Raw genomic sequence first — 17,671 nt, forward strand, 5'->3', positions numbered from 1 at the left:
TCAGTTGAAGATGCCGAGCAGTGTCTGGAACAGCGACGAAGCCGTCTGGATGACCTTGCTGTTGGCCTGGTACAGCTGCTGGTACTGGATCAGGTTGGCGGCTTCCTCGTTCAGGTTCACGCCCGATACCGCCTGCTGCGCCGACGTAGCCTGATTCAGTACCGCGGTCGCCGACGTGCTCGATGCCTTCAGCGCGTTCGTCTGGTTGCCGATCTGGTTGACGAAGTTCGCGTATGAACTCGTCAAGGTGTCCGTGCCGCCGTTCATCGACTTGGCGGTGCCGAGGTTGGCCATGGCAAGCGCGTTGCTGCCGTCGCTCGTGCCGCCTTTGTTCGGCGCGATCGTGAAGCTATCGCCGGTCGACGGCGTGCCACTGATGGTCGCGCTTACCTTGGAGCCGTTGGATATGGTGAGGCCCTTGGTAGGGTCGTAAGGGAATTTGGTGCCGGCCGTAACCTTGGTGTTGTCCGGCAGCGTGATGTCCACGTTCGACGTCAGGGTGTTGTCGGAGTTGTAGGTCAGCGTGATGCCGGGGCTGGGGATCGAGTATCCCGCTGTGACGGTGGCCGCCGAGATCTTTCCCGTGCCCGTGTTGCCCGTCGCCGCCGACGCCACTGCCGGCGAAGCCGCGGCAATCGCCGACGGATTCGAGTTGCTGAGCGAAAAATTGTCGAGGGAACCGCGCGTGGGCAGGACGGTGAACGAATCGCCTTTCGTCATCGACCCGCTTGCAATCGATATGGTCATGCCCGCGATCGTGCCGCTCGTCGCGGGGCTTGCGAACTGGCCGACTACCGCGCCCGACGAGCGGTCGGTGAGCGTGTAGTTTGCGCCGTCGAAGCCGAGCGAATAGTCGCCGGTCGGCGGTTGCGTGCCATCGTTGATGGAAACGTTGAGCGTTGCGTTGCCGCTGTTGCGCGAGTTTGCGTAGACGGTCGGGCTGCCGGTCGAGAACAACGCGCCGCCCGCTTTGCCGTTCAAGTCGATGCCGAGTTCGTTCTGGTCGTTCAGCTGCGTGGCAAAGCTGGTCGCGATGGCGCCGAGCTTGGCCTGCGCCGGATCGAGCGACTGGCTGCGAAAGTCGAGCAAGCCGCCAATGGTGCCGCCGCCGCTGAACATCGAATCCGGCAAGTATTGGGTCTGTTTGGCGGTTTGCGTGGAACCATCGGGCGAAGCGTACGCAATCGACAATTCGCTCGGATCCGATGGCGACGGCGCCGTCGTCAACTGGTACGAACTGCTGCCGGCGACAAGCGGCTGGCCGTTGCCAAACGATACGTTGTAGCCACTGTTGTTCGTGGTGACCTGGACGCTCACGAGCTGGCTCAGGTTCGATACCGCGAGATCCCGCTGGTCGAGCAACTGGTTCGGCGGCTGGCCGGCCGAACTGGCGGTGGCGATCTGCACGTTCAGGTCGGCGATCTGCTTGGCGTAGGTGTTGACCTGCGCGACCGCGCTGCTCAACGACTGGTTGACGCCATCGCGCAACTGGTTGTACGTGGTGGCGGCGGCGTTCATCTGGTCGGAGAGCGATTGCGCGCTGCTCATCAGCGTTTGCCGCGTGGCCGTGGTTCCCGGGCTGTTCGCGACCGATTGCAAGCCGGTGAAATAGCTGGTGATGCCCGCGCCGATACCCGTGGTCGGATCGCCGACGAGGTTGTTCAGCTGCGAAAGCATCGAGTAGTACGTGTTCAGCGAGCTGCTGTTCGACTGGCTGCTGTTGAGTTGCTTGGTCAGGAAATCGCTGTAGGAACGCGTGACCGTGGCCGTCGTCACGCCTTGTCCGGCAAAGCCCGATGCCGTGTATTGCCCGGACGATTCCTGGTAAACCGGGCGCTCGAGCGTATAGCCCGGAGTCGCCGCGTTGCTGATGTTCTGGCCGGTCGTCGTCAGTCCCCACTGGGCTGCATTGAGACCGCTCACGCCAATATCGAATAGGTTGCTGGACATGCAAGGAATCCTGGTAAAGGCATGAGCCCCGGCTCGCCAAGTGGCGACACTGATGTATATCGGCCGAAATGGAAAAAAGTTGAGCGGCGCACGGCTTTTTTATCCGCCGATGTACCGCGCCGCAAGCGCACTGCGCCTTGTCCGGATTATTCACCGGCGTGGCCGGATGCAATCCGTGAAGCAGCAGGGACATTGGGGGCTAATTCGGGGGATGGACCCGGAAGGATCCGCGACGTTACGGGAACGATGTAACGCAATGAAGTGACACGACGGGAACAAACATCGCGCCGATAAAAAAGCCCGCGATAAAACCGCGGGCTTGTATCGGCAATTAGCGGCAGATTCACCGCGCGAGTGACCGCCGTTTCATCTCGAGCTGGGTGATCAGGCGCTGCAGCGTGTTCTCCGCCGAACCCGGCAAGCTCATGAACTTGAAGCCCAGCGTATAGCGCCGGTCGCCCTTCGCGTTCACGATTTGCCGGTTCGACATCAGTTGTACGTCGAGCACGACCTTGCCCGGGTTGCTGAAATGAAGTTCTACATCTTTCAGGATCACACCGACTTCCAGCGCGGCAACGCGCTCATCCATGGTCCGCAGCGCCACGCCGCCCAGCGACAGATCGTTGACTTCGAACCGGAAACGCTCGCCGCTTGGCAACGTACCGCTGCAGATATACGGATCGAGCACCGGCGCTTCCACGCGGAAATACTCGCGCCGCTGCATGTAGAAGAGCACCGGAGGAAAGTCCGCTTCGAACGCCGGATGTCCTTCGAAAACGATTTCACGCGGCGTGCCGGTGGCGAATTCCACGCGCACGCCATCCGGGCTCGCGCTGAACATCAGATTTTCGGTCGCGAGGACAGCCGCGTTCTCGCCGGCGACCGCGCCCCAGTCGAACACGAATGTATGCGCGGCAGGATTCACGTCGAGCAGACGCGTCACGATCTGCCCGTTGCCGTGCTCGACGGTCAGGAAATCGCCTCGATTGACGAGGTTGCGTAGTGATACACCGATTTCCAGAGGATTACGCCTGCCAAAATCGGGATGGTCGGACTCGTCGTCAGCGATGTCGGAACCGTTCGACTCGTTCATATTCATGGGCTTGCCGTGTTCGTTTGCTCGTGCCGCCCCGGCTATCAAGGCCGGTAGGCGTCCAACCGGACCTTTGGATCCGGCACTTCGGTGTTCCATTTAGCGGCAACAGGGCAGGATTATTTAGGGCTAGCTGCAAAAATTTCCTAAAAACCCCGCTTTACCCCTGATTTACCTGGATTTCGCAACCGAAAACGTCCAAAGCGCACGAAAAGAAACAAACCCGCTCTCAGCCCCATTTCTATGCGGCTCGGCCGGCGGTCCGTCCCGCGCAACGCAAATTGCGGGAACCGGACGCCGGCCGGCTTCGTCTTCTATTGCGACATTGGCCCCGTCGCTTATGACACATTACTCGTATTACTAATGTTCCACCCGACAAATTGCAGCAAAACGCGCGCCAGTGCACGCTTCTTCATGCAATGTGCTTCATGATCGAAATCAGTTTCTTCGCGTATTGCGGATCGGTCGCGTATCCGGCCTTCTGCATGCCGTGCGCGAAACCGGCGGCATCGCGCGATGCTTCGACCACCGGCGCGTATCGCGGGTTGCTCTTGAGTACGCTGGCGTAGTCGGTGAGCGCGTCCTCGTACGAGTCGTACGCGCGGAACTTCTCCACTACTTTTTGTGGCTTGCCGTTCACGTACTCGGTCGTCACGGCGTTCGTGGTCTTGCCGGTCCAGTCGCTCGTCGCCTTGATGCCGAACACGTTGTGGCTGGTGCTGCCATTGGCATTCTTGATTTCGCGCTTGCCCCAGCCGGACTCCAGCGCCGCCTGTCCGATGATGAACCGTGCCGGAATCCCCGTCGCCGCGCTGGCGGCCTGCGCGGGCGCTGCAAGCCGGTCGACGAACCCCGCGACCTTGTCCGATCCTACGCCGCGTGCCGGCGGTTCCAGCGCGCTGTTGGCGCTGTAGCCCTTGCCCTGCAATGCGTCCTTCGATGTCCCCGATGCCGCCGCGTTCGCGTAAGCCTTAGCCATGGCGTTCATCGCGGCGATGTTGCCGGCGTTCGCACTGCTGTCGCCACCCGCACCCGCGCCCGCGCCCGCGCCGCTCGGGTCGAGGCTCGAAGCCGATCCGGCGCCCGCGTTGCGCATCAGTTGCTTGAGCATCATGTCGGCCACGCCGATGCCCTTCGAGCCCATGTTCTGCGCCATCTGCTGGTCGAGCATGGATGTGAAGGTGGCGGTGTCGTGGGAATCGAACGGGCTGTCCGACGGCGTCGCTTCACGCATGCTTTTGAGCATCATCTGCGTGAAGACCGTGTCGAATTGCTTGGCGGCCGCCTTCAAACCTGCCTGCGGCGAGGCGTTGGCCTGGGCGCGCATGGCGTCGAAACCTTGCACGTCGAGCGCGAACCGGTTCGATAAAGAATTCAGGCCGCTGCTCGTGTCCGAGCCACTCAGTGATGCCAGCGTGCTGTTTGCCGTCCCGTTCGCGTTCATGTGCGCTTGGTCCTTTTATATGATTTCCAGGTCGGCGCGCAAGGCGCCTGCTGCTTTCATCGACTGGAGGATCGAGATCAGATCCGCCGGCGTCGCGCCCAGCGCGTTGAGCGCCTTCACTACTTCGGCGAGCGTGGCGCTTGCCGCGACCGTCTTGAGCGCGCCCGAGTCCTGCTTCAACTGAATATTCGATTGCCGCGCGGCCACCGTCTGGCCGTTCGAGAACGCGCCCGGCTGGCTCACGGCGGTTTGCGTGTTGATCACCACGGACAGATTGCCGTGCGCGACGGCGCAATTCTGCAGCGTCACCATCTGGTTCATCACGATAGAACCCGTGCGCGCATTCAGGATCACCTTGGCGGCGGCCTGCGACGGATGGACATCGATATTCTCGAGCTGCGCCATGAACGACACCTGGCTCGTCGGGTCGGTCGGGGCGCGCAGCTGGATCGTGCGGCCATCGAGCGCGACTGCCGTGCCCATGCCGAACTGGTTGTTCACGGCGGCGACGATCTTTTGCGCGTTGTCGAAGTCCATGTCGCGCAGTTCCATCTGCATCGTGCCGCCCGGTTGGGTGAAGCTGCTCGGCACCGCGCGTTCGACCAGCGCGCCGCCCGAAATCCGGCCTGCGCCAAGCGAGTTGACCTGGACCTTGCTGCCGTTGGCGCTCGCACCCGCGCCGCCGATCACCACGTTGCCCTGGGCCATCGCGTAGACCTGGCCGTCGGCGCCTTTGAGCGGCGCCATCAGCAACGTGCCGCCACGCAAGCTCTTGGCATTCCCCAGCGATGAAACCGTGACATCGATTGCCTCGCCCGGCCGTGCGAACGGCGGCAAGACGGCGGTAACCATCACGGCCGCGACGTTCTTCAACTGCATGTTCTGCGTGGTCGCGGCGTTCAGCGTGATGCCGAGATTGCCCAGCATGTTGGTCAAGCTTTGCGTGGTGAACGGCGTTTGCGATGTCTGGTCGCCGGTTCCATCGAGTCCGACAACGAGGCCATAGCCGATCAGCTGGTTGTCACGCACGCCCTGGAACGAAACCAGGTCTTTCAGGCGTTCGGCTTGCGCCGCTTGCGGCAGCACAGCGGCCAAAGCCAGGGCAAGCGCGCCAAAACAAAAACGGAGAGCGAGTTTCATGATCAGAAGGGCGCCACGTTGAGGAAGAATCGCTGCAGCCAGCCCATGTTCTGCGATTCATCGATATAACCCTTCGCCGAATACTCGATCTTCGCGTCGGCAACTTGCGTCGAAAAGACGGTGTTGGCGCCGGAGATGGTCGTGGGATTGACCACGCCGGAGAAGCGCACGAATTCGTTGCCCTGGTTGATGAGCATCTGCTTTTCGCCGCTCACGACCAGATTGCCGTTCGGCAGCACGCCGGTGACGGTCACGGTGAGCGTGCCGTTGAACGTGTTGGCCGCGCTCGCGCCGCCCGAACCGTTGAACTTCTGCGAACCGCTGGCCGAAAGGTTGGTGTTGTTGAAAAGGCCGCCGAAGATGCCTGGCGTTGTCGGCACGGCAAACGCCGCTGCGCTGCCGCGCGCCGCATTCGCCGCCGATGATTTCGTCGCGTTGACGTTTTCCGCGATCACGATCGTCACGATGTCACCCGTATTGCGCGGCCGCTGGTCTTCGAACAGCGGCCGTCCAGCGTAGCCTGCGTTGTAGATCGCGCCCGGCGACTGCGCGTTCACGGGCGGCATGGGCGGCCGGGCCGTCATCGGCTGCTGGGTGATCGGTTCTTTCGGCACGAGCCCGCACGCGCCGAGCGTGGCGGCGAGAACGCCCGCCAGCACGACGGTCGTAAGGCGGCGAAACGAGAAAGAAATGGGCGACATCTTCGTGATCCTTCGGAAATACGTAGCAGGCATCAAGCCGGTTGGGCCTGTTAAACCTGCATCTGGCTGAGCGTTTGCAACATCTGGTCCGACGTGGTCACGGCCTTGCTGTTGATTTCGTAGGCGCGCTGCGTCTGGATCATGTTCACGAGTTCCTGCACCACGTTCACATTCGATGCTTCCACGTAGCCCTGTTGCAATGTGCCGCTGCCGTTCAAGCCCGGCGTCGTGACGTTCGGCACGCCTGATCCATTGGTTTCGGCGAGCAGGTTTTCGCCCTTCGCGTCGAGGCCCGCGGGATTCGCGAACGTGGCGATCTGCAACTGCCCGACCGTGGTGTTGGCCGAGCTGCCTTGTTGCGTGACCGTGACCGTGCCGTCCGAGCCGATGGTCAGGCTCGTGTAGTTCGTCGGCAACGTGATGGCCGGCGTAACTGGATATCCGCTCGATGTCACCAGCTGGCCCGTCGGGCTCGCCTGGAACGAACCGTCGCGCGTGTAGGCGGTGGTGCCGTCGGGCATGGTCACCTGGAAAAAGCCGTTGCCGTTGATGGCCACGTCCTTCGAGTTGCCGGTCTGCGACAGCGCGCCCTGCGTGTAGAGGCGCTCCGTTGCGACCTGTTGCACGCCGGTACCCAGCTGGCTACCCGATGCGAGTTCCGTGGTTTGCGTGGAATTCGCGCCCGGCTGGCGGACGGTTTGATACAGCAAGTCTTCGAACACCGCGCGCGAACCCTTGAAGCCGTTCGTGCTGACGTTGGCGAGGTTGTTCGAAATCACGTCCATCTGCGATTGCTGCGCGTTCATGCCGGTTGCAGCGATGTAAAGAGAGCGGTTCATGTTTTTCTGGCCTTGTGGCTAAACAAAATAAGCGAGATAAATCGGCGGCGGCGGATCAGCTGAAATCGAGCAGCTTGTTGGCCGATTGGTCCATCTGGTTCGCGGAATCGAGCATCTTGGTTTGCATCTGGAACTGGCGCGCGTTGGTGATCATGTCCACCATCGCCGATACCGCATTCACGTTGCTGCCTTCAAGCGATGCCGGCGCGACCGTCACGGCCGGATCGGCGTCGGCGGGATTACCGTCGGCGGTGTGAAACAGACCGTCGTCGCCGCGCGAGATCGTCGCCGGGTCCGGGTTGACGAGTTTCAGCTGATCGACGGCGGCAATCGCCGTCGCCCGGTCGCCCGGACCGATGGCGCTCACCGTGCCGTCCTTGCCGATGGTGATTTCCGCGCCCGGCGGCACCGAAATCGGGCCGCCGGTGCCGATCACCGGCAGGTTGTTCGCCGTCACGATCTGCCCGTTCGCGTCCACATGCAGGTTGCCGGCGCGCGTGTAGGCTTCCGTGCCGTCGGCGGCCTGGACCGAAAGCCAGCCCGGTCCCTGGATGGCGACATCGAGCGGATTGCCGGTCTGCTGGACCGGACCCGGCGTGTAGTCGGCCGTCGGGGTCGAGGCCAGCACGAAGGTGCGCGAACTCGGATCGCCGTTCGCGTTGCCTTCGAAGTTCATCGGCACCTGACGGAACGCGGAGAGCTGCGCCTTGAAGCCCGTCGTCGACGCGTTGGCGAGGTTGTTCGCCACCGTGCTCTGCTGTTCGAGCGACTGGGCGGCGCCGGTCATCGCGGTATAAATCAGACGGTCCATGCTGGCTCTCTCTCGCTTATGTGTCGCTAATGGTGCTTAGGCCGTGCTTACAGGTTGATCAACGTCTGATCGACTGTTTGCTGCGTCTTGATGGTCTGCGCGTTCGCCTGATAGTTGCGCTGCGCCGTGATCAGGTTCACGAGTTCGCTCGTCAGGTCCACGTTCGAGTTCTCCACCGCGCCGCCTTGCAGCGTGCCGTGGTTGGTCGCGCCCGGCACCGAGACTTGCGCCGCGCCCGACGCGCCGGTCTGCGCGTACACGTTGCCGCCGAGATCCTGCAGGCCGTTCTGGTTGGCGAAGTTGGCAAGCGCGATCTGGCCGAGCGCCTGCGTGTTGCCGTTCGAGTAGTTGCCGGTCAGCGTGCCGTCCGTGCCGACCGAGAAACCCGTCAGGCTCGCCGATGCCGCGCCGTCCTGCGAGCTGCTCTGGACGCCGCTTGTGGCGCCGAACTGGGTCGTGCCGGCGAAGTCCATCGTCAGGGCTTGCGTCTTGCCGGCAACCGCGCCGTCGGGGATCGTGAAATTGAACTTGCTCGAGCCGGTCATGTTGCCGGATGCATCGAAGGCGACCGTGCCGAGCTTGCCGTCCGCATTTGGTCCCACGGGCGCCGGGGGCGTGCCGGTCGTGCCGTAAGCGGTCCACGAGCCGGTCGAGTTCTTCACGAAATACACCGCAACCTGATGCGTGCCGCCAAGCGAATCGTTGACGTTGATGGAGCTGGTCGCGCTGTACGTGCTCGAATCCGTGGCGCTGAAAGCCGTCGTGGCAGGGATGTCGGCGGATTGCGAATTCAGGTTGAAGCCGAACTTGACGTTCTTGGTCGCGACCGGCGGAAGATTGGCCGTCGATACCGTCAGCGGCACCGTCGCCGCACTGTTCACAATGCCCGACTTGTCGGCGGCATAACCCATCAGCAGCAGACCCGCCGAGTTGCCGATCGTGCCGTCCGCGTTCAGGTGGAACACGCCGTTACGCGAATACACCGAGGCGCCATTGTCCGAGAGCTGGAAAAAGCCGTTGCCGTTGATGGCGACATCGAGCGCCTGATTGGTCGTCGTGATCGTGCCCTGGCCGAATTGCTGTTGAACTTCAGCCAGCTTCGTACCAATACCCACCTGGTTGTTCACCGCGGTCGCGACCGAGTTCGCGTACATATCGGCGAATTGCGCCTGGCTTTGCTTGAAGCCAACCGTGTTCGCGTTGGCGATGTTGTTGCCGATCACATCCAGGTCGCTCGACGCGCCCGACAAACCCGATAAACCTTGTTGGTAACCCATGACGGTCTCCGCTTTTGAATTTGATTAGAGAATCGAGGCGACGCTGGTCAGGCCGACCGTCGTGCCGTTCGCGAGCCGGAGTCCGGCGGTTCCATCGGCTTGTTGCACCACGCTTTGAACCTGCGACGCCGACAGCACCGTGGCCGTCGCCGCCTTGCCGCTGATCGTGCCGGCCGCCGAGATGGTGTACGTGCCGTCGGGCAGGGTTGCGCCGTTCTTGTCGACCGGCGTCCAGCCCGAGAGCGGCACCACGCCCGCCGGCTGCGCGCCGAGATCGAGCGTGTTGACGATCTGGCCGGACGAGTTCTTGACATTGATCGTGAGGTCGTCGAGCGCATTCGCCGTCTGCACGCCGAAGCTGGTCGACTTGCCGCTTGCCACCGTCACGCTGTTGCCCGGCGCAAGGACCGTCGAGCCGATCAGCAACGCGGCTTGCGTCGACTGTCCAGCGGACAACTGTCCTGCGAGCGATGTCAGCGACGTGTTCAACTGGCCGATACCCGAAACCGTGCTGATCTGCGCGAGTTGCGAGGTCATCTGCGAGCTGTCGGTCGGGTTCGTCGGGTCCTGGTTCTTCAACTGCGTCACGAGCAGCGTCAGGAAAGTGTTCTGCAAGTCGGACGCCGACTGGCCGCCCGTCGCGCTGGAAGCCGAACTCGACGACGACGCGCTCGACGCGCCGTTCATGGTGTCCAGCAGCGTCTGGGATACGGTCGTCCCGTTGTTGCCGATCGTGGTGTTGGTTGTCACGGGGTTGTCCTCAGGTTCCGATCGTCAGGGTTTTAAGCATCAGCTGCTTGGCGGTATTGAGCGTCTCGACGTTCGCCTGGTACGAACGCGACGCGGAAATCATGTTGACCATTTCCTGCACCGGGTCGACGTTCGGCATGGTCACGTAGCCGTCCGGATTCGCCGCGGGATTGGTCGGGTCGTAGCTGGTTTTCATGGGCGTCGGGTCGTCGATCACGCCCGTCACCTGCACGCCGCCCACTTGCTGGCCGGACGCGGTGCGCGCGCCGCCGAGCGGATCGACGGCGAACACGACTTGCTTCGCCTTGTACGGCTGGCCGTCGGGACCGGTCGTGCTGTCCGCGTTCGCCAGGTTCGACGCCGTCACGTTCAGGCGCTGCGCCTGAGCTGACATCGCCGATCCGGCTACGTTGAAAATGTTCATTAAAGAAGGCATGGCCTGTCCTTTTCTGTGCTTGATTCGACGCTCAGTTAGACGTGATCGCCGAAATCATTCCCTTGATCTGCGACGAGATCACCGTCATGCCGGCTTCGAAGTGCAAGGCGTTATCGGCGAATTGCACGCGCTCCGAATCCATGTCCACCGTGTTTCCATCCAGCGACGGCTGGCTCGGAATCCGATAGGCGAGCTTGCCGTAGTCGTCGGTGCTGCCGCCGCTTGCCGTCAGCTTCGATGCACCCGCCATATGTCCCGGCGATGTCACCGCCAACCCCGCACTCGTCGATACGCTCACGGGCTGCGCCATCTGCAGCGACCCCGTTCCGGACGTAGCCGACGTACCCGACGCGTCACCGGTCTTCTTCAGCGCGCCGGCGAGGGCGCTTGAAAAATCGACGTCGCGCGCCTTGTAGCCGGGGGTATCGGCGTTCGCAATATTCGACGACAGCAGTTCCTGCCGATACGCCCGTACATCGAGCGCTTCGCGGCCAAACGCAAATTCCTTGTCGAGCTTGTCCAGCATCACGGTTCTCCTTCGGCTTTTCGGGTCTTCGGTTCCGGCGCTGCGCGGCACGGAAGACTTTTTGGCATGAGACGAATCTTAGGAGCGGACCGCAAGATGCAATCAGACGAATAACAGGGAAAGGCGGCCTCTATTCGACGGTTGCCTTTCCCCGCCAATATCTAGAATTCGTCTCGTAGGTTGTTATCGATGAGATTTATCTGGTTTTGCCTGGGAGAAACGCAATGCACAGCTTCGCTGCGCCTGACCGTCGAACGGCCACGCGCCGTCAGGGGACGGTTGGCTCGACGAGCACTATCGCGTGGCGGCTGAATGCGCTGGCGTTTGGGTGCGCGCTGGCGCTGGCAGTTGCCGCAATGCCGGCTCTCGCGCAGGAAAATGGCGGCGCCATCATGATCTCGGGCCCGGGCGAGACGAATCCCGCTGCCGTCGTCGCGATGGCCAGGAACGCCGGAATGACCGTGAACGGCGCGACGCCCGCGGCTCAACCGCAGCCGAACGTCCAATCGATGGGCGGGCCCAGCCCGCGTGGTTACGCGCGCGCCGTGAATGGCGCCAATGCCGCGATGCGCGCCGCAGCGCTCGCGTTAGAAGCCCGCGCCGACGCCGCCGATGCCTCATCTTCTTCCGCCGATAACAGCGGCATGATCGTGATCCCGGGGAATGGCGAAGCGAAACCGGCGCAACCCAAATTGGCGATGGCGCCGAGCCAGAGCCAAAGCGCGGCCCAAAGCGCGCCGGCCAGCGGCATGATCGAGATTCCCGGCAACGGCGAACCTTCCGCGCACGCTGCTATTAGTAATAGTGCGACTGCGGCGCGGCCGGTTCAGCGCGTGGGGGCATCGGCGAGAGATGTGACGCCGGTTGTAGTCGAGGCGACTGACGCCGTGGTGCCGAATCGCATCGCCACGCGCGGTTTTCAGGCCCGGCCTATTGCCGCCGCGCCTGCCATGCCGGTGACGGGCGGGATGATGGCGGTATCGATGCGCCCGGCCGCGCCAGTGCAGGCCGCACCTTTGCAGGCCGCCGCCATTCGCGCCCCGCTCGCCCCTGCCGCCGCGACGCCCCGGAACGGGCAGCCCTCGCAGGACGGCGATTCCATCCGCGCCGCCGCGCTCGCGTTCCTCCAGCAACAAGCCGCCGGATTGCCCGGTAAAGCCGATATCACCGTCACGCCCGTGTTCCCGCGCGGCCTCGCGCCCTGCGCGACGCTCGAACCTTTCATGCCGCCGGGCGCGCGCATCTGGGGCCGTACCACGGTTGGCGTGCGCTGCACGGGCGACCGGCCGTGGACGCTTTACCTGCAGGCGCGCGTCTCGCTGCAAGCAACGTATTACCTCGCGGCCCGCGCCATGGCGCCCGGCGAAGTGCTGACCGCCGCCGACCTGACCGCCCGCGATGGCGACATTACGTCGATGCCGCAAGCCATCGTCACCGATCCGTCCCAAGCGGTCGGCGCGACGACGCTGTCGCGGATCGTTGCCGGCTTGCCGCTGCGCACCGACATGCTGCGCGGCGCCAGTTCGGTTGTGATTGGATCGTCAGTGCATGTGGTGACGAGCGGCGCCGGTTTTTCGATATCGGCGGAAGGCAGCGCCATGAACAACGCCACGCCCGGACAGCAGGTTCGCGTGAAAACGGCTGGGGGCCAGATCATTACGGGCATTGTGAAGGACAGTTCGACGGTTGAAGTCCAGTTGTAAAAGCCGGGCTTGAGCGCCTTATGTGGGCTAACCCTCACTTGTTGCACTTTGTTTCAATTAGCCGGAAGCCTTGCTGTGTAAGGATTTCCAGCCGATGTAACCCGGCAGCGGGTGGTTCCAGAAGCGCAAGGGGTTAAGTTTTTACACCGCTTCGCCGATAAAAGGATCACATCGTCAGGGAAGACCATCGTGAAAATCGATTCCAGCAACACCAGCCAGATCGCAGCATTGCAGGAAGCTGCGCAACAACGTGCGGCGCAAGCCGATTCGCAAACGCCGGGCACCACTAACGGAACTACGGCCACCAGCAGCACCAGTGGCTCGAATTCCACGGTGAGTTTGTCGGCGTTATCGACGGATCTGCGTACGTCGAGCAGCGCCGATATCGACACGGCGAAAGTCGCGGCGATCAAGGCATCGATCGCGGACGGCAGCTACAAGGTCGATGCAGGCAAGGTCGCCGACGGCATTTTGTCGAGCGCCAGCGAGTTGTTGAAGACGCAAACCCCGCCGGCCGGCTGAGCACGACGTCCTTTTACAGGCGCCGATGCAGCGCCGGGCGGCTTTTTCAGACCTTGGCACCGCCATTGAGCGCGGGCCGGAGTTTTTAGCGAGTCGCCCATGAAAGACGCTTTGCTTGCCACCGTCATAGAAGAAATCGCCGCTGTCGAGGCGTTTGAATCGCTGCTTGCCTACGAAGAGAAAGCGCTCACGGCTGCTTCGCCGCTTGAGACGCTGCCTTCGATCATCGAACAGAAGGTCGTCTTGACCGAGCAGATCGCCGTGCTGGAACGCACGCGCGATGAGCAGCTCGGGGCGCTTGGCCTGCCTGCGGGGTTCGCGGGTATGGAACAGGTTGTTATCGGCGATGAAAAGCTGACTGTCCACTGGCAGGAATTGCTGGATGTGGCGGGGCGCGCCAAGCGCAGCAACAACAACAATGGTGTGCTGATCCGCACGCGCATGGAGTACAACCGGACAGCGCTGGCGGCGCTGACCATTGCGCCGGTGAAGTCGGCGTTTTATGGGCCGGATGGACGGGTGCCGGGGGTTTTGGGCCTGTAGGGCGCTGGCGCTTGGGCGGTCGGGGTTGATGCCGGGTTGCTGTTTTTTAGTCTTCGCGCGTTCTGTTCTGGCTGATTTCTTTAGCACTATTAGCCACTGTCCGTGGCGGGACTTCATTTCTTTGTCCAACGGCGACAAAGAAACGAAGCAAAGAAAACGCCTTCCAACAATTGGCTCATAAGTGTCCCGAGCGTGCAGTTCCGGACTGCTTGGGACCCCAAAAGCACGCGCGGCGAATAACAACGAACAGTTGAAACCCTCCCTCTCCGTCAATAGATACCCACACGCTTCGCCACCAGTGTGGGAATCCATTAACACGGAAACCTGCGCTGCGTCAGCGTCGTCATTCCCCGAATTACCCCCCTTTCCCCACCTTGATCAGCCGATGGTCACTCGCCGCTTTTCGCAATAATCGCTTCACTGGATCAGAACGTCAGGTCTTCATCGAAGGCCGGCTGAACCGGAGTGCAGCGACGTGGCAGAAGAAAGCGACCTCGAAAAGACCGAATCAGCCACTCCCAAGCGCCTCGAAAAGGCGCGGGAGGAAGGTCAGGTCGCGCGCTCGCGGGAGTTGGCGTCGTTTGCGTTGTTGTCGGCGGGATTTTTTGGCATCTGGGGCATGTCCGGGCCCATCAGCCAGCATCTGCAATCCATCCTGCGCGGCGCGCTCACGTTCAACCACAACACGGTTCTCGATACAAACCAGATGCTGATCGGCGCCGCAGCCGCGGGCAAGGAAGGTTTCTTCGCCTTGTTTCCGGTGCTCGCGCTGACCGCGCTCGCCGCCGTCACCGCGCCCATGGCGCTCGGCGGCTGGCTGCTCACCACCAAACCGCTCGCGCCGAATTTCGGCCGGCTCAATCCCATCAGCGGCCTGGGCAAGATCTTTTCGTCGCAAGGTCCTATCGCGCTTGGCATGTCGGTCCTGAAGACGCTCGTGGTCGGCGGGCTGGCCGGCTGGGCAATATGGCATCGCAAGGAAGAAGTGCTCGGTCTCGTGACGAAGCCGCTGAGTCTCGCGCTCGCCGATGCCATGCATCTGATCGTGGTGTGCTGCGGCATGGCGATCGCCGGCTTGTTCCTGGTCGCCGCGCTCGATGTTCCCTATCAACTCTGGACGCACGCCAAAAAGCTGCGCATGAGCAAAGAGGAAGTGAAGCGCGAACATCGTGAAAGCGATGGCGATCCGCACGTCAAGGGCCGCATCCGCGCGCAACAACGTGCAGCCGCCCGTCGCCGGATGATGACCTCGATTCCAACCGCCGATGTCATCGTCACGAACCCGACGCACTTTGCCGTCGCGCTCAAATATGCCGATGGCGAAATGCGCGCGCCAAAGGTCGTCGCAAAGGGCGTGAACCTGGTCGCGGCGCGCATTCGCGAACTCGGGCGCGAGCACAACATTCCGCTGCTCGAAGCGCCGCCGCTCGCACGGGCGCTTTATCACAACGTCGAGATCAATCGCGAGATTCCAGGCGCGCTGTACGGCGCGGTCGCGCAAGTGCTGGCTTGGGTTTATCAGCTGCGCAAATTCAAGGAAGACGGCGGCGAAAAACCCGAAGAACCGGACAACCTCGACGTTCCGCCGGAACTCGATAAAGGCAGCGTCCCCGAATCCGAAGCCGATCAGGAAGCCGCCGAAGCGCTGGCCGACGAAGCCGCTAAAAACGAATCAGCAAAAGGAAGCAAAGCATGAACGCGCGCGCCGGATTTTTCTCGAAGCGCCCTGAGGCGTTGGGATCGCAGAACTTGAGAGCACTGGCCGGGCCGGTGCTGATCTGCATGATTCTCGGCATGATGATCTTGCCGTTGCCGGCATTCCTGCTCGACCTGTTGTTCACGTTCAACATCGCGCTTTCCGTGATGGTGCTGCTCGTCAGCATGTACACGCAAAAACCGCTCGATTTCGCCGCGTTCCCGGCCGTGCTGCTGTTCTCCACGTTGCTGCGTTTGTCGCTGAACGTGGCATCGACGCGAATCGTCTTGCTCGAAGGCCATACCGGTCCCGATGCCGCCGGCCAGGTCATCGAATCGTTCGGCCACTTCCTCGTGGGCGGCAACTTCGCGGTCGGGATCGTGGTGTTCGTGATCTTGATGATCATCAACTTCATGGTGATCACGAAGGGCGCAGGGCGGATCGCGGAAGTCGGCGCGCGCTTCACGCTCGATGCGATGCCGGGCAAGCAGATGGCTATCGATGCCGACCTGAACGCCGGCCTCATCAACGAAGACCAGGCGCGCAAGCGCCGCGTGCAGGTCGCGCAGGAAGCCGAGTTCTACGGGTCGATGGACGGCGCAAGCAAATTCGTGCGCGGCGATGCGATCGCCGGTTTGCTGATCATGGTGATCAACATCGTGGGCGGGTTGATCGTCGGGATGTTGCAGCACGACATGGACTTCGCGCACGCGGCCACGAACTACACGTTGTTGACCATCGGCGATGGCCTGGTCGCGCAGATTCCGTCGCTGATCATTTCGACGGCGGCCGGCGTGATCGTGTCGCGCGTGGCCACCGAAGAGGACATCGGCACCCAGTTGACCGGGCAGTTGTTCAGCAACCCGCGCGTGTTGATGATCACGGGCGTGATCATCGGCATCATGGGTTTGATTCCGGGCATGCCGCACTTCGCGTTCTTGCTGCTTGGCGGCGGTCTCATCTACGCCGCACGCACGATGAACCAGCGCGCCCAGGCGAAGAAGAAAGCGGCGGCAGTGACGGATCTCGTCGCGCCGGCGGCCGCGCCTGTCGAAAACAGCGAAGCAAGCTGGGACGATGTCGCGATGATCGATCCGCTCGGGCTTGAAGTGGGGTATCGGTTGATTCCGCTTGTCGATCGCAATACCGATGGCGAATTGCTCAAGCGCATCAAGGGCATCCGGAAAAAATTCGCGCAGGAAATCGGCTTCCTGCCGCCGGTGATTCATATTCGCGACAACCTCGAATTGCGGCCGAACGGGTATCGGATTGCGTTGAAAGGCGTGGAAGTCGGCGTGGGCGAGGCGTTCCCCGGCCAATGGCTCGCGATCAATCCGGGGCAAGTCACCGCGACCTTGCCGGGCAGTCCGACGCAAGATCCGGCGTTCGGTTTGCCGGCGGTGTGGATCGATACGAGTTTGCGCGAGCAGGCGCAGGTCTACGGCTATACGGTCGTCGATGCCAGCACGGTCGTCGCGACGCATTTGAATCATCTGGTCGTCACGCACGCCGCCGAATTGCTCGGACGTCAGGAAGTTCAGGCGTTGCTGGAGCGCGTTGGCAAGGACACGCCGACGTTGATCGATGATCTCGTGCCGAAGGTCATGGCGCTGACCACGCTGCAAAAGGTGCTGCAGAATTTGCTGGAAGAAGGCGTGCCTATTCGCGACATGCGCACGATCATCGATGCGCTTCAGGAGCATGCCCCCAAGATCTCCGATGCTCACGATCTGACCGCCGCTGTTCGCCTCGCGCTTGGCCGCGCGATTACGCAGCAGTGGTATCCGGGCGGCGGCGAATTGCAGGTGATGGGGCTGGATCCATCGCTTGAGCGGGTGTTGTCGCAGGCTTTGTCGACGGGGGCGAATCCCGGGCTCGAGCCGGGGTTGGCGCAGACGCTTTTGAATTCGACGCAGAACGCGATCATGCGCCAGCAGAATATTGGGCTTCCGCCGGTTTTGCTTGTGCAGCATTCATTGCGGGCGATGCTCGCGAGGTTCCTGCGCAGGAGTTTGCCGCAGTTGAAGGTGTTGTCGTATGCGGAAGTGCCCGATACTCGGGGGATTAAGGTGGTGAATTTAATCGGAGGGTGATTTTCGCTGGCGCTCGGGGGCAGTTCTTGTGGTCGGGGTTGATGCTGGGTTGCTGCTTTTTAGGTCTTCGCGCGTTCACTGTTATCTGATTTCTTTAGCACTGTTAGCCACTGTGCGTGGCGGCACTTCATTTCTTTGTCCAACGGC

General features: G+C 62.2%; 16 protein-coding genes. 5 read left to right on the plus strand and 11 right to left on the minus strand.

Features of this window, described 5'->3' with window-relative positions; genetic code table 11:
• The 11 genes from flgK to flgB all read right to left on the minus strand — a co-directional run bounded on the left by flgK (position 1) and on the right by flgB (position 10,967).
• On the minus strand, positions 1-1,950 hold the full coding sequence (gene flgK, locus HB633_RS26995; RefSeq protein ID WP_213781218.1) for a flagellar hook-associated protein FlgK: 1,950 nt from the start codon (positions 1,948-1,950) through the stop codon (positions 1-3).
• A gap of 343 nt (positions 1,951-2,293) precedes the next feature.
• On the minus strand, positions 2,294-3,043 hold the full coding sequence (locus HB633_RS27000; protein WP_255581197.1) for a flagellar brake protein: 750 nt from the start codon (positions 3,041-3,043) through the stop codon (positions 2,294-2,296).
• Positions 3,044-3,455: 412 nt separating this feature from the next.
• Complete coding sequence (flgJ, locus tag HB633_RS27005) at positions 3,456-4,487, minus strand: flagellar assembly peptidoglycan hydrolase FlgJ (RefSeq protein WP_213781220.1); 1,032 nt, start codon at positions 4,485-4,487, stop codon at positions 3,456-3,458.
• 15 nt (positions 4,488-4,502) lie between these two features.
• On the minus strand, positions 4,503-5,627 hold the full coding sequence (locus tag HB633_RS27010; RefSeq protein WP_213781221.1) for a flagellar basal body P-ring protein FlgI: 1,125 nt from the start codon (positions 5,625-5,627) through the stop codon (positions 4,503-4,505).
• A gap of 2 nt (positions 5,628-5,629) precedes the next feature.
• Positions 5,630-6,328 (minus strand): flagellar basal body L-ring protein FlgH, encoded by a 699-nt coding sequence (locus HB633_RS27015; protein ID WP_213781222.1) that lies wholly within the window; start codon positions 6,326-6,328, stop codon positions 5,630-5,632.
• A 50-nt stretch (positions 6,329-6,378) separates the two neighbouring features.
• The gene (flgG, locus tag HB633_RS27020; RefSeq protein WP_213781223.1) at positions 6,379-7,167 is read right to left on the minus strand and encodes a flagellar basal-body rod protein FlgG; all 789 of its coding nucleotides are present in this window, start codon (positions 7,165-7,167) and stop codon (positions 6,379-6,381) included.
• A 55-nt stretch (positions 7,168-7,222) separates the two neighbouring features.
• The gene (gene flgF / locus HB633_RS27025; RefSeq protein ID WP_213781224.1) at positions 7,223-7,978 is read right to left on the minus strand and encodes a flagellar basal-body rod protein FlgF; all 756 of its coding nucleotides are present in this window, start codon (positions 7,976-7,978) and stop codon (positions 7,223-7,225) included.
• A 47-nt stretch (positions 7,979-8,025) separates the two neighbouring features.
• Positions 8,026-9,255, minus strand: a complete 1,230-nt coding sequence (gene flgE, locus HB633_RS27030) for a flagellar hook protein FlgE (protein WP_213781225.1) — start codon at positions 9,253-9,255, stop codon at positions 8,026-8,028.
• Positions 9,256-9,279: 24 nt separating this feature from the next.
• Positions 9,280-10,005 (minus strand): flagellar hook capping FlgD N-terminal domain-containing protein, encoded by a 726-nt coding sequence (locus HB633_RS27035; RefSeq protein ID WP_213781226.1) that lies wholly within the window; start codon positions 10,003-10,005, stop codon positions 9,280-9,282.
• A gap of 10 nt (positions 10,006-10,015) precedes the next feature.
• A complete protein-coding gene (gene flgC, locus HB633_RS27040) occupies positions 10,016-10,441 on the minus strand; it encodes a flagellar basal body rod protein FlgC (protein ID WP_056356433.1) in 426 nt (141 codons plus the stop codon).
• A 31-nt stretch (positions 10,442-10,472) separates the two neighbouring features.
• Entirely contained in the window at positions 10,473-10,967 is a 495-nt protein-coding gene (flgB, locus tag HB633_RS27045) for a flagellar basal body rod protein FlgB (protein WP_213781227.1), read from the minus strand.
• Between the two features lie 224 nt (positions 10,968-11,191).
• Here flgB and flgA point away from each other — a divergent pair, with 224 nt between their 5' ends.
• The 5 genes from flgA to flhA all read left to right on the plus strand — a co-directional run bounded on the left by flgA (position 11,192) and on the right by flhA (position 17,524).
• The gene (gene flgA, locus HB633_RS27050) at positions 11,192-12,670 is read left to right on the plus strand and encodes a flagellar basal body P-ring formation chaperone FlgA (RefSeq protein WP_213781228.1); all 1,479 of its coding nucleotides are present in this window, start codon (positions 11,192-11,194) and stop codon (positions 12,668-12,670) included.
• Between the two features lie 189 nt (positions 12,671-12,859).
• On the plus strand, positions 12,860-13,192 hold the full coding sequence (gene flgM, locus HB633_RS27055) for a flagellar biosynthesis anti-sigma factor FlgM (protein WP_213781229.1): 333 nt from the start codon (positions 12,860-12,862) through the stop codon (positions 13,190-13,192).
• A 99-nt stretch (positions 13,193-13,291) separates the two neighbouring features.
• Entirely contained in the window at positions 13,292-13,735 is a 444-nt protein-coding gene (locus HB633_RS27060; RefSeq protein ID WP_213781230.1) for a flagellar protein FlgN, read from the plus strand.
• A 475-nt stretch (positions 13,736-14,210) separates the two neighbouring features.
• Entirely contained in the window at positions 14,211-15,431 is a 1,221-nt protein-coding gene (gene flhB, locus HB633_RS27065) for a flagellar biosynthesis protein FlhB (protein ID WP_213781231.1), read from the plus strand.
• Positions 15,428-17,524: a flagellar biosynthesis protein FlhA gene (flhA, locus tag HB633_RS27070; protein WP_213781232.1), complete on the plus strand. Its 2,097-nt coding sequence runs from the start codon at positions 15,428-15,430 to the stop codon at positions 17,522-17,524. Before flhB ends, flhA begins: the two co-directional genes overlap by 4 nt.
• Positions 17,525-17,671 lie beyond the last annotated feature (147 nt).

It is taken from the genome of Caballeronia sp. dw_276, assembly GCF_018449635.1.
Classification (GTDB): Bacteria; Pseudomonadota; Gammaproteobacteria; order Burkholderiales; family Burkholderiaceae; genus Caballeronia.

What these genes read in the sequence shown, in the direction of transcription:
- flgK (WP_213781218.1), bottom strand. Translation starts at nt 1,950, where the DNA reads ATGTCCAGCAACCTATTCGATATTGGCGTGAGCGGTCTCAATGCAGCC.
- HB633_RS27000 (WP_255581197.1), bottom strand. Translation starts at nt 3,043, where the DNA reads ATGAACGAGTCGAACGGTTCCGACATCGCTGACGACGAGTCCGACCAT.
- flgJ (WP_213781220.1), bottom strand. Translation starts at nt 4,487, where the DNA reads ATGAACGCGAACGGGACGGCAAACAGCACGCTGGCATCACTGAGTGGC.
- HB633_RS27010 (WP_213781221.1), bottom strand. Translation starts at nt 5,627, where the DNA reads ATGAAACTCGCTCTCCGTTTTTGTTTTGGCGCGCTTGCCCTGGCTTTG.
- HB633_RS27015 (WP_213781222.1), bottom strand. Translation starts at nt 6,328, where the DNA reads ATGTCGCCCATTTCTTTCTCGTTTCGCCGCCTTACGACCGTCGTGCTG.
- flgG (WP_213781223.1), bottom strand. Translation starts at nt 7,167, where the DNA reads ATGAACCGCTCTCTTTACATCGCTGCAACCGGCATGAACGCGCAGCAA.
- flgF (WP_213781224.1), bottom strand. Translation starts at nt 7,978, where the DNA reads ATGGACCGTCTGATTTATACCGCGATGACCGGCGCCGCCCAGTCGCTC.
- flgE (WP_213781225.1), bottom strand. Translation starts at nt 9,255, where the DNA reads ATGGGTTACCAACAAGGTTTATCGGGTTTGTCGGGCGCGTCGAGCGAC.
- flgC (WP_056356433.1), bottom strand. Translation starts at nt 10,441, where the DNA reads ATGCCTTCTTTAATGAACATTTTCAACGTAGCCGGATCGGCGATGTCA.
- flgB (WP_213781227.1), bottom strand. Translation starts at nt 10,967, where the DNA reads ATGCTGGACAAGCTCGACAAGGAATTTGCGTTTGGCCGCGAAGCGCTC.
- flgA (WP_213781228.1), top strand. Translation starts at nt 11,192, where the DNA reads ATGCACAGCTTCGCTGCGCCTGACCGTCGAACGGCCACGCGCCGTCAG.
- HB633_RS27060 (WP_213781230.1), top strand. Translation starts at nt 13,292, where the DNA reads ATGAAAGACGCTTTGCTTGCCACCGTCATAGAAGAAATCGCCGCTGTC.
- flhA (WP_213781232.1), top strand. Translation starts at nt 15,428, where the DNA reads ATGAACGCGCGCGCCGGATTTTTCTCGAAGCGCCCTGAGGCGTTGGGA.